Raw genomic sequence first — 10,309 nt, 5'->3', positions numbered from 1 at the left:
TGTGCCAGCGCATCCTGGCGCTGAACGCGGCGATCTGGCACAACTGGCTGATCGGTGCCCCGGTCAAGCGGTCACTGGTGGCTTACGACCACTGACCAGGACACATTTTCCCATCAACGATCTAGCCCTTCATCTCCTCCAGAGTCTTGCCCTTGGTCTCCTTGACGAACTTGAGCACGAAGAAGAACGACAGCAGGGCGAAGCCGGAGTACATCATGTACGTGCCGGCCAGATCCCAGTCGCGCAGGCTCGGGAAGCTCACGGTGATGAGCCAGTTGGTCAGCCACTGGGTCGCGGTGGCCACACCCATGGCGGCGGCGCGGATGCGCAGCGGGAACATCTCGCCCAGCAGCACCCACACGACCACACCCCACGACAGGGCGAAGAACAGCACGAAGGAACTGGCCGCGATCAGCGCCATCACACCCCAGCCGAACGACAGGGACACCTCGTCGCCCTGGACCACGGCGTTGCTGAACGCGAAGGCGGCCAGGGCGAGGGCCACCGCCATACCGGCCGAACCCACCAGGAGCAGGGGTTTGCGGCCGATGCGGTCCACCAGCAGGATCGCGATGACCGTACCCACGATGTTGACCACCGAGGTGAACAGGCTCAGCAGGAGCGACTCGGACTCGGCCACCCCCACCGACTGCCACAGGGAGCTCGAGTAGTAGAAGATGACGTTGATGCCCACCAGCTGCTGGAAGGCGGAGACCGCCATACCGATCCACACGATCGGCAGCAGGCCGTAGCGGCCGGTGAGGTCGCGCAGCTTGGGCCGCACCTCCGAGCCCAGGGCCGTCTGGATCTCGCCGATGCGCCTGTCGATGCGGGCGTCCCCGCCGCCCTCGACGCCACTGAGGATCTGGCGGGCCTTGTCCACGCGCCCCACCCGGACCAGGTAGCGCGGAGACTCGGGGATGACCAGGCTCAACCCCAGGTAGACCAGGGCGGGCAGCACCTCGATGCCCAGCATCCACTGCCAGGCCTGTACCGGGCCCAGCATGTTCTGCGCGCTGCCGTCGGCCGCCTGCGCGATCGCGTAGTTGACCAGCTGGGAGCAGGCGATGCCCAGCACGATGGCCAGCTGTTGCAGGGAGGCCAACCGGCCGCGGTAGGCGGCGGGTGAGACCTCGGCGATGTAGGTCGGCGCGATCACTGAGGCCAGGCCGATGGCCATACCGCCCAGGATCCGCCAGGCCGTCAGGTCCCAGATGCCGAACGGCAGGGCCGAACCGATAGCGCTGATCGCGAACAGCACACCGGCGATCTGCATGGCCCGGATCCGGCCGAGACGGTCGGCGACCCCTCCCGCCGCGGCGGCACCCACCACGCAGCCCAGCAGGGCTGAGGCGACGGTGAAGCCGAGAACACCCGCTCCCACGTCGAACCGGTCCTGGATGGCATCGACGGCGCCGTTGATGACGGCGCTGTCGTAGCCGAACAGGAAGCCGCCCATGGCGGCGGCCGCCGCGATCATGGTCACGTGGACGAGGCTGGCGTCCTGGCCGGACACGCCTCCCCCGCCGTTTTTGACTCGACTCACTCTGCTTCCTCCCCTGAGCACGCCCGACGGCCCGGGCTGGCACCACGATGCAGCACGGGTCTGGGGTACGCGTGAACGCAACGCTGACGTGGCCAAACATGCTCGGATGCCTGGCTCTCAGCTGGACGTTGGGGACCTTACTACTGAATCTTTCCCTAAGGTGCCATCGGGGGTGCCCTAAGTCACCGAATGGGATGACTATTGATATTAACCCTGGTCGTGGCCGGATGCGGTCACACCCCGGCCAGAGCGCACCCCACCAGGCACACAAGACTTCAGGCGGATTCTTGGCGGGTTCGTCGACTGCGCTGAAACGCTCCCAGGACCCAGGATCGACTGCGTGACGACATTCGACCCCTTGGCCGAGAAGGCCCTTCGCCGTGAGACACCCACCCGCGACGAACTCCTGGAGGTGCTGACCAGCAGCGACGACGACCTGATGGACCTGGTCGCCGCCGCCTCACGGGTCCGTCGGCGCTACTTCGAGCGCCGCGTCAAGCTCAACTACCTGGTGAACATGAAGAGCGGCCTGTGCCCCGAGGACTGCTTCTACTGCTCCCAGCGCCTGGGCTCACAGGCCGAAATCGTCAAGTACACCTGGCTCAAACCCGACGAGACCCGCCAGGCCGTGGCCCACGGGGTGAAGGCCGGTGCGAGCCGCGTGTGCCTGGTGGCCAGCGGACGCGGACCCACCGACCGCGACGTATCCCGCCTCGCCCCCGCCGTCGAGGGCATCAAGGACGAATACCCCGGCGTGGAGGTGTGCGCCTGCCTCGGGCTGCTCACCGACGGACAGGCCGACCAACTCCGCGAGGCCGGGGTCGACGCCTACAACCACAACCTCAACACCTCCGAAGAGCGCTACGCGGACATCTGCACCACGCACGACTTCGCCGACCGGGTCGAGACGGTCGAACAGGCCAAGCACGCCGGACTCTCCCCCTGCTCGGGCCTGATCGCGGGCATGAAGGAGACCGACGACGACCTCGTCGACGCCCTGTTCGCCCTGCGCGAGCTCAGCCCGGACTCGGTACCGGTCAACTTCCTCATGCCCTTCGACGGCACACCCCTGGAGGGCACCTGGGACCTGACCCCTCAGCGCTGCCTGCGCATCCTGGCCGCCACCCGGTTCGTCTTCCCCGACGTGGAGGTGCGCCTGGCGGGCGGCCGCGAGATCCACCTGCGCTCCCTGCAGCCCCTTGCCCTGCACGTCGTCAACTCGATCTTCCTCGGCGACTACCTCACCAGCGAGGGCCAAGCGGGCAAGGACGACCTGGAGATGATCGCCGACGCGGGTTTCGTGGTGCAGGGCGCCGGGGAGCCGACGCTCCCGGACCAGCGCCACGACCTGCTCAGGACACGCCAGCGGGGCGCTGGAACCGCTCTTCCGCCCAACGCCTGACCGCTGGCGTGCCCGGTATGTGGTCGGTGCCGTGCCCCCACGGCACCGACCGGTCTCTGGGTATCCAGGGACCTGGTCAGGCCCGCGCCTGGACCTGGCCCTGCTCCCCCTGCCACAGGGGGACCTGCTGGTAGTACTGCGCCTGTTCGGCCATGGCCACGTCCTCCTGGCGGTCACGGACGCACTTGGCCAGGGTGAACGTGGACGTGATCACGAACAGCACGCTCACACCCAGGAAGGCGCGGATCCACGGGTCGACGGGCAGGTAGATGATCCCGGCACCGACTCCGGCGGCCGAGACGGCGAAGGCGATCATCGCCTGGAGGTAGAACTGCGGGGTGGTGCGCGGTTGAGGGGTCGGTGTGTTCATGCACCCATCGTGGCCGCGACGGGCCAGCCCCCGCCTGAGCACTCCTACTCAAACGGCAGGTGGGTACCGGTACTCAGACCGGGACCTGGGTACGGTCGGGGACGAAGGCGGACAGGTCCACACCGGGGTCCTCCCCCATCGCCAGGCGGGCGGCGACCAACCCCTGGAAGGGTCCGAAGGTCAGTCCCTGCGTGCCCAGGCCGGTGGCCACCACGACCCCGGGCAGGCGCTCGACCGGCCCGAGCAGCTGTTCACCGTCGTGGGTGCCGGGCCGGAAACCGACCCGGGTCTCGGCCACGGTGGCATCGGCCAGCCCCGGCAGCACCTCCAGCGCGGTGGACAGGTTGTGCAGCAGGCCCGTGGCCGTCACCCTGTGGTCGAAGCCCGCCTCTGGCTCCAAGGTGCCCCCGGTGACCACCCGGTCGGGGCCGAACGCCAGCGCGAAGTAGTCGCGCTCACCGAACCGCACCACCGGCCAGTCCCGCGTGTCCGTGCCCGGGAGCGCGAAGTGGGTGATCTGCCCGCGGAGCGGGCGCACCCCCAGGTCCACACCGGTCTCCGCCAGCAGGCGGCCCGACCACGCGCCCGCGGCCACGATCACCGTCGGCGCGTCCAGGTCCTCGATACCCACCCTGACCCCGGTCACCCGCTGCCCGTCCCATCGCAGCCGGGCATCGCCCTTGAAGTAGTGCAGGCCCCGTTCTTCGGCGGCGTTGAACAGCGCGGACCGCGCCAACCGGCCGTTCAACCGGGCCATCCCTTCGATGCGCAGCCCGCCGTAGGATTCGGGCACCAGCGGGAAGTGTGTGCGCGGCTCGCCCTCGGCCAGCCGCTCCACGCGCCCCATCGACGCGAATTCCGGGCGCTCCGACAGGGAGTTCAGGAGTTCGAACCCGCCGTCGCCGCCTTCGCGGTCCACCGACATCCCGCCGACCACCTCGTAGCCTGTGGCCTGCCCGTCCTCGGCGAGTTCGGCCATGAGCTGCGGGTAGTGCTCGGCCGCGCGCGCCTTGAAGTCCCACACCGGTGGCGTGTCCCAGGGAAACGGCCAGGGGAAGATCACTCCCCCGCCAGCCGCGGTGGCCTGCCCCACACGGGAGGGGTCCACGAGCGCCGTGGAAACGCCCTTCTTGGCCAGGTGGAAGGCCGCGCTGGCCCCCACGATCCCGCCGCCGACCACGATTGCGTCCATGCGCCCCACCTTGCCCCGGCCAGGGCCTGCGGACAAGCCGTTCGGCCCGCGTGCCGGTCCCGGAAACCGGGTAAGGGGCCGCGATAGGCTGCGGCGTCCCCGACAGGACACGGCCCCCTTCTCTTTCCTACTCCAGGAGGTCGCATGGACGGATACACCTACCACGGTGTCGCCCTGATGCGCCGCCCCAGCCCCCGGCTGGAGGAGGGCATCGTCACCCACATCGCCCGGACACCGGTGGATCCGGTGCTGGCCGTGCGCCAGTACACCATCTACCAAGAGACGGTGGCCTCAGCGGGCTGGCGCGTGCACGAGGTCGACCCGGCGCCGGAGCACCCGGACTCGGTGTTCGTGGAAGACCCCTTGGTGGTGTGCGAGAACCTGGCCGTGGTGACCCGGTCCGGTGCGCAGGAGCGCCGCGGCGAAGCCGAGGGGGTGGCGGCGGCCGCGCAGACTCTCGGCCTGCGCGTGGCCCGGATCGAGGCGCCCGGAACGCTGGACGGCGGCGACGTCCTCCAAGTCGGCGAGAAGGTCTACGTGGGGGTGGGCGACCGGACCGACGAGGAGGGCGCCCGCCAGCTCGAGCAGCTCCTGGCGCCCCTGGGCCGCAAGATCCAGCGGGTCGGCCTGGGCAGGGCACTGCACCTGAAGTCCGCGGTCACCGCGCTTCCCGACGGCTCCCTGGTCGGCCTCCCCGAGCTGGTCGACACCACTGCCCTGCCGCCGATCCGGCGCGCCCTCGAGGAGCCGGGGGCCCACGTGCTGCCCTTGGGGGGGGCGACCGGAATACGTGACGAAGCGGCAACAGAGCTTATGTCCCCTGGTGAGGCTCCTCCACCGGCACGCCGTCCGGCTGGCCGTCGACGACGGTGAGAAGGGCACGACGTTGATCGCTGTTCAGCGGCGTGGAGCGCGCCGGTTGTACGGGTCGTGTTCGGCGGTGATCCGGGCAGCGGTCTCCTCGCCCAGGCGCACGTACTTGCCCAGGGTGGCCAGGTGGGCGTGGCGTGATTTGGCCTGGAGTTCGGGGGCGCTGCGGCCTTCGGCGGCCAGGTGCTTGAGGGCGGAGTGGCGCAGTTGGTGCAGCGTCCACCCCTGCCCGTGCGGGTCGTACTTCTTCGAGGCCTGCTTGAACAGGTACTCCGCGCGCGGGTAGGACAGCCGTCCCCGGCCGGTGGTGGGGTCGACGTCGGCCAGGGCGCGGGCTCGGGCGCCGGCGGTCGGGGAGCGGCGGTTGGAGCAGAACACCGGGCCTGTGGTGCGCCCGTTCAACAGCCGGGGCAGCAGGCGGGCGGTGGGGGTGGCCCAGTGCACGTACTCGATCGCACCGCCCTTGGAGCGAACCCGGGCCCGGCGCATGGCCATGTCCAGGTCACCCACGTCCAGGGTGAGGATCTCCTCAGCGCGGGCCGCGGTCTCGTACAGCATCCGCCACAGCACCTTCTCGCGCAGCCTCACGTCCGGGTCGGTGAACAGGGCTTCCAGCCGGGCGGCGGGGACGGACTTGTCACCGCGGCGGGGCTCCTTGCGCCGCTCCAACAGATGGGTGGGGTCGGTGGTGAGCCACTCCCGGCGCGCGCAGTAGGAGGCGAAGGAGCGCAGGGCGGCCAGGTGCTTGTTCCACGTGGCCGGGGCCGCGCTCTCCCAGCGGGCCAGGGCGGCGGCCGCCGCGTCGGGGGTGAAGGCAACCTCGACCGGCGCGGAGGGTCCGCACACGGCCGCCTGCTCCAGGGCAACAAGGGTCTGGGCGTAGGCGCGGCGGGTGTGCGGCTGGCCGCGGAACCGGTCCAGGAACTCGGCGCTCGCCTGGGCGAGGGTGAGGGCGCCGGGGCGGGGCAGGGGGTGGACGGTCACAACACCTCCCGGCTGGTGTGACAGAGAATGTTACGGAGTCACCTGCGGCCGGCGAACACCTCGACGCAGGCCGCGCGGGGCACACCCGGATCCGTGTGACAGAGAATATTTGATTCTCTGTCACACGGCTTGTCGGTGTCAGCGATGCAGCATCAGGGCTGGAAGTGCGTGCCGTCATGCTCACATGTCTTTGCGGTTCGTCGCGCCTCCGGGATTTCAGGTCAGTGCGCTGACTTCCACGTGCCAGGACGTCTCTGCCGGTGCACGCGCAGCCGTCGGTGGAGTCCGTCTGGCCCGGTTCACAGCGGCAGCAGGGTGCTGGCCAGGCCCAGGGCGGCGCATACGCCCAGCACCCGCAGGATCGGCCAGCGCAGGGCGAAGGTCAGCATGAGCGCGATGAGGGTGATGACCACCGCGACCGGGCTCACCGAGGCGACCTCGGGCACGGTGATGTGCAGGGGGCCCCAGTCCCAGGTGCCTGTGGTGGTGAACAAGGTGTTGAGGGCGAAGTACAGGGCGAGGTTGGCGATGACGCCGACCACGGCGGCGGTGATACCGGTCAGCGCCGCCGAGATCGCGGTGTTGTGGCGCAGGCGTTCGACGTAGGGGGCGCCCAGCAGGATGAACAGGAAGCAGGGCACGAAGGTCACCCACGTGGTCAACAGCGCCCCCAGGGTCGCGGCGGCCCAGGGGTCCAGGGTGCCGGGGTCGCGGTAGGCGGCCAGGAACGCCACGAACTGCACGACCATGATCAGCGGGCCCGGGGTGGTCTCGGCCAGGGCCAGGCCGCGCACCATCTCTCCCGGCGCCAACCACCCGAAGGTCTGCACGGCCTGCTGGGCGATGAAGGACAGCACCGCGTAGGCGCCGCCGAAGGTCACCACCGCGGTGAGGGAGAAGAACAGGCCCTGGGTGGTGAAGATGCTCTCGGATCCCAACAGCAGGGCCACTACGGCTACCGGCGCCGCCCACAGCCCCAACCCGATGGCCAGGATCCTGGTGAAACGGCTCGCGGTGGGCCGGTCGTGGTGCAGGGCCTCGTCGGAGATCAGGGGCGCGGGCCCGTCAGCGGCGTCGCCCACGCGGGCGGGGCGGGCGAAGTCGGGGTCGCGGCGTGAGAGCAGCCAGCCGACCAGGGCGGCCAGGGCGATCACCAGTGGGAAGGGCACGGCGAACAGGGCGAGTGCGGCGAAGGCGGCCACGGCCAGGGTGATCAGGGCCGGGTGGGTGAGTGATCGTTTGGCCACCCGTAGGACGGCTTGGGCGACGATGGCCAGCACGGCCGGGGCGAGTCCGGCGAAGGTGGCGGTGACGGCGGTGGTGTCGCCGAAGGCGACGTAGATCGCCGACAGGGCGCCCAGGGCCAGGATGCCGGGCAGCACGAACAGGGTGCCGGCCGCGATGCCGCCGCGGGTGCCGTTGAGCAGCCAGCCGAGGTAGATCGCGAGCTGTTGGGCTTCGGGGCCGGGCAGCAGCATGCAGTAGTTGAGGGCGTGGTTGAAGCGCTGCTGGCCGATCCAGCGCCGCTCCTCGACCAGGGTGCGCTGCATGACGGCGATCTGCCCGGCCGGGCCGCCGAAGGTCTGCAGGGAGACCAGGAACCACACGCGCAGGGCCGTGCGGAAGGGGACCAGGTCGCCCACGGGCGCGGCGTCTCTCCGCGCTTCCCCGGCGCCGCCGGGGGCGTCGTCGGATTCGGTGGTGGGGTGGTGGGGGTCGGTGCTCATGCGGGTTCCCGTCCCAGGAGGCTCTGGCGCCGGTAGTACTCGTACAGGCCATCGAAGAGGGGACCGGTGACGGCCAGGGTGCGCTCGTCGCTACCGGTCATCGACAAACCGCGCAGGACCACGTCCAAGCCGGGGGCCTCGGGGGCGTCGTAGCGTTCGTCGTCCAGGTCGGCCTCGTGGACGACCTCGGCGATCTTCCACAGCGCCGCGTCGGTGAGGTCGTAGCGGCGCAGGATGGTCTCGAAGCTGCAGTCGCCGCCGTGGTGGCCCAACTCGACGCCGCGCATGTCGAAGGCGGTGGCCTGCTCGGGCACGTCGGCGGGGTCGGTGACGAACACGAACTCGGCCTCGGGGTCGATGCGGCGGCGGATCAGCCAGGCGCAGGCGGCTCGGTCGATGTGGATACCGGCGCGGGTGGACCACTTCATGCGCTCTCCTGTTCGGTGTGGTCTGGATGTAGGGCCTCGACGGCCTCGCGTGCGGTGCGGCGCTCGGGCGGGGGGAAGTAGTCGCGGCGGGCGATGCGGCGCAGTTGGGTACGCAGCCGGCGCATCGCCCGGAGGCGTTCGGGTTCGGGCAGGCTACGGGCGTGGGCGGCCTCGGCCCGCACGGCGCGGTATTCGGCCGCGCGGGCCTGGGCCATGGTCTGGGCCAGGTGATGTTCCTGGGCCCGGGCGGTGGGCCGGGCCAGCCACACGGTGGCCGTCCCTCCGGCCTCCACGACCTCCTCGGCGATCCAGTCCAGGTGTTCGCGGGTGCGCGCATCGGCCGGCAGCGCGACCAGGCCGTCGCTGATCTGGGCGGGGCCGAGCTGTTTGAGTTTGCGCCACACGCTGATGCGGGGGGTGGAGGGCTCGCGCGGGATCCGGTAGCTCAACAGCACCCACTCGCCCGGCCCCTGCGCGGCGGGCTCAGCGTTCATTGCCGGGCCCGTCTGCCCACACCGATCACGCGGGCGATCCAGTACAGTCCGGCTGCGGCGATGAGGATGAACACCGTGTCGTCGAGTGGGTCGGCGATGGGTTCGAGCAGGCGGTCCAGCACGTTGACGTCGGTGACGAACGCCCCCCAGGCGAACGCGCCGATCAACAGCAACACGAAAGCAACCCAGTCCAGCGCGTTTTGCGGTCGCAACGCAGGGACTCCTCTCCTGGTGTGGTCCTCGATCGATCGGAAGTGGCCGCTAGCCGGTGGGCTCGACCTGGTGCTGGTCCACCGCGTTCCTCAACGCCCTGGCGAGCGTGGCCGCGTCATCGTTGGCCCAAAAGTGCATGTAGAACAGACGCGGTTGGTCGTTGAGGGCGTGGTTGTGCAGCGCGACGATGTCGATGCCGCCCTCCCGCAGCGCCTGGATCACCCCCTGGACCTCGTCAGCGGTCATGACGAAGTCGCCGTTGACCGCCGCCTTACCCCCGCCGGTGGGCTGGAAGTTGATCACCGTGGCCACCCCCATGCCTGAGGGCAGCACGTGGTCACCGGAGGTGACCTGGCCGGTGCGGGCGAAGGAGAACTTGTACACCCCGCCCTGGGCGCGGCCCTGGGTGCCCATCGCCTCATCCACGGCCGCGGTGTCCAGATCCAGCTCCTGCGACGGCCCGTCCTGGGCCTCGCGCGGGGTGGCGGTGGCCTCCAACGCCTCGTCGACCCCTTGTGCGAGCGCGGCCGCGTCCTGGCCGTGGGCGTGGAAGTGGGTCCACCACACCGCGGGCTCGTGGTCGAGCAGGTGCTGGTGCACCGCGGTCTGGTCGATGCCGTTGTCCTGCAGGGCGTCGGTGACCCCGGGCAGCTCCTCCTCGGTGACCACCAGATCGCCCATCATCATCGTCGTGCCGTCCTCATAGCGGGTGAAGGCCGCGTAGGAGCCCAGGGCGAACCCCGCTCCGATCTGCACCCCCCGGGAGGTCACGTCCAGGTCGGAGCGGGGAAAGCCCACCCGGTAGACCGTGTCATCGGAGAGCTGTCCCTCCCGTCCCAGCGCGTCGGCCACCTGCGCCCAGTCCTGGGCCTGTGTGGTGGCCGGCTCGACCAGGGCCTCGGACGATTGCTGGTCCTGCTGTTGCTGGTCCGCCTGGCCCGCCGAGCAGGCACTCAGCACAACCACCAACCCCAGCGCCAGGGCCGCCTTCGACCTGCTGTGGTGCGTGATCACATCCACTCCTTCCCCCGTACCTCCACCGAACATGTAACCATGGTTTCATAACTATCCGTATGTGGGGTG

At 70.1% G+C, this 10,309-nt stretch carries 11 protein-coding genes and 1 pseudogene; 3 read left to right on the top strand and 9 right to left on the bottom strand.

The window, feature by feature from the left end; all coding sequences use genetic code 11:
* Window positions 1-95 (top strand): annotated as a pseudogene (locus ACYVD1_RS23340) (IS982 family transposase); the annotation flags it as partial.
* A 26-nt stretch (window positions 96-121) separates the two neighbouring features.
* Here ACYVD1_RS23340 and ACYVD1_RS23335 read toward each other — a convergent pair.
* Window positions 122-1,546 (bottom strand): sugar porter family MFS transporter, encoded by a 1,425-nt coding sequence (locus tag ACYVD1_RS23335; RefSeq protein WP_460776621.1) that lies wholly within the window; start codon window positions 1,544-1,546, stop codon window positions 122-124.
* Window positions 1,547-1,886: 340 nt separating this feature from the next.
* Between ACYVD1_RS23335 and bioB the strand changes: the two genes are divergently transcribed.
* Window positions 1,887-2,948 carry a biotin synthase BioB gene (gene bioB, locus ACYVD1_RS23330; RefSeq protein WP_460776620.1) on the top strand — a complete coding sequence of 354 codons (1,062 nt, stop codon included), beginning with the start codon at window positions 1,887-1,889 and terminating at the stop codon, window positions 2,946-2,948.
* 76 nt (window positions 2,949-3,024) lie between these two features.
* On the opposite strand, the gene ACYVD1_RS23325 is transcribed toward bioB, so the two are convergent.
* Together ACYVD1_RS23325 and ACYVD1_RS23320 are read right to left on the bottom strand one after the other, a co-directional pair.
* The gene (locus ACYVD1_RS23325; protein ID WP_460776619.1) at window positions 3,025-3,318 is read right to left on the bottom strand and encodes a YiaA/YiaB family inner membrane protein; all 294 of its coding nucleotides are present in this window, start codon (window positions 3,316-3,318) and stop codon (window positions 3,025-3,027) included.
* Between the two features lie 73 nt (window positions 3,319-3,391).
* Window positions 3,392-4,510, bottom strand: coding sequence for an NAD(P)/FAD-dependent oxidoreductase (locus ACYVD1_RS23320; protein ID WP_460776618.1), 1,119 nt, complete (start codon window positions 4,508-4,510; stop codon window positions 3,392-3,394).
* Between the two features lie 144 nt (window positions 4,511-4,654).
* Here ACYVD1_RS23320 and ACYVD1_RS23315 point away from each other — a divergent pair, with 144 nt between their 5' ends.
* Window positions 4,655-5,383, top strand: a complete 729-nt coding sequence (locus tag ACYVD1_RS23315; RefSeq protein ID WP_460776617.1) for an arginine deiminase family protein — start codon at window positions 4,655-4,657, stop codon at window positions 5,381-5,383.
* 24 nt (window positions 5,384-5,407) lie between these two features.
* Here the strand turns inward: ACYVD1_RS23315 and ACYVD1_RS23310 are convergent, their stop codons facing one another.
* The 6 genes from ACYVD1_RS23310 to ACYVD1_RS23285 all read right to left on the bottom strand — a co-directional run bounded on the left by ACYVD1_RS23310 (window position 5,408) and on the right by ACYVD1_RS23285 (window position 10,240).
* Window positions 5,408-6,364: a tyrosine-type recombinase/integrase gene (locus tag ACYVD1_RS23310; RefSeq protein ID WP_082768409.1), complete on the bottom strand. Its 957-nt coding sequence runs from the start codon at window positions 6,362-6,364 to the stop codon at window positions 5,408-5,410.
* Window positions 6,365-6,663: 299 nt separating this feature from the next.
* Window positions 6,664-8,091, bottom strand: coding sequence for a chromate efflux transporter (gene chrA / locus ACYVD1_RS23305; RefSeq protein ID WP_061081137.1), 1,428 nt, complete (start codon window positions 8,089-8,091; stop codon window positions 6,664-6,666).
* Window positions 8,088-8,519: a chromate resistance protein ChrB domain-containing protein gene (locus ACYVD1_RS23300; RefSeq protein WP_061081138.1), complete on the bottom strand. Its 432-nt coding sequence runs from the start codon at window positions 8,517-8,519 to the stop codon at window positions 8,088-8,090. The genes chrA and ACYVD1_RS23300 overlap by 4 nt, the downstream gene beginning before the upstream one ends.
* Window positions 8,516-9,013: a Chromate resistance protein ChrB gene (locus ACYVD1_RS23295; protein WP_061081139.1), complete on the bottom strand. Its 498-nt coding sequence runs from the start codon at window positions 9,011-9,013 to the stop codon at window positions 8,516-8,518. Before ACYVD1_RS23295 ends, ACYVD1_RS23300 begins: the two co-directional genes overlap by 4 nt.
* On the bottom strand, window positions 9,010-9,225 hold the full coding sequence (locus ACYVD1_RS23290; protein ID WP_168443873.1) for a DUF378 domain-containing protein: 216 nt from the start codon (window positions 9,223-9,225) through the stop codon (window positions 9,010-9,012). Before ACYVD1_RS23290 ends, ACYVD1_RS23295 begins: the two co-directional genes overlap by 4 nt.
* A gap of 49 nt (window positions 9,226-9,274) precedes the next feature.
* Window positions 9,275-10,240: a DUF1259 domain-containing protein gene (locus tag ACYVD1_RS23285; protein WP_061081141.1), complete on the bottom strand. Its 966-nt coding sequence runs from the start codon at window positions 10,238-10,240 to the stop codon at window positions 9,275-9,277.
* Window positions 10,241-10,309 lie beyond the last annotated feature (69 nt).

The sequence above is a fragment of the Nocardiopsis nanhaiensis genome (assembly GCF_054778635.1).
Note: the sequence above shows the minus strand (reverse complement) of the source record. Positions and strands in the feature narration are given on the sequence as shown.

What these genes read in the sequence shown, in the direction of transcription:
- ACYVD1_RS23325 (WP_460776619.1), bottom strand. Translation starts at nt 3,318, where the DNA reads ATGAACACACCGACCCCTCAACCGCGCACCACCCCGCAGTTCTACCTC.
- ACYVD1_RS23320 (WP_460776618.1), bottom strand. Translation starts at nt 4,510, where the DNA reads ATGGACGCAATCGTGGTCGGCGGCGGGATCGTGGGGGCCAGCGCGGCC.
- ACYVD1_RS23315 (WP_460776617.1), top strand. Translation starts at nt 4,655, where the DNA reads ATGGACGGATACACCTACCACGGTGTCGCCCTGATGCGCCGCCCCAGC.
- chrA (WP_061081137.1), bottom strand. Translation starts at nt 8,091, where the DNA reads ATGAGCACCGACCCCCACCACCCCACCACCGAATCCGACGACGCCCCC.
- ACYVD1_RS23300 (WP_061081138.1), bottom strand. Translation starts at nt 8,519, where the DNA reads ATGAAGTGGTCCACCCGCGCCGGTATCCACATCGACCGAGCCGCCTGC.
- ACYVD1_RS23295 (WP_061081139.1), bottom strand. Translation starts at nt 9,013, where the DNA reads ATGAACGCTGAGCCCGCCGCGCAGGGGCCGGGCGAGTGGGTGCTGTTG.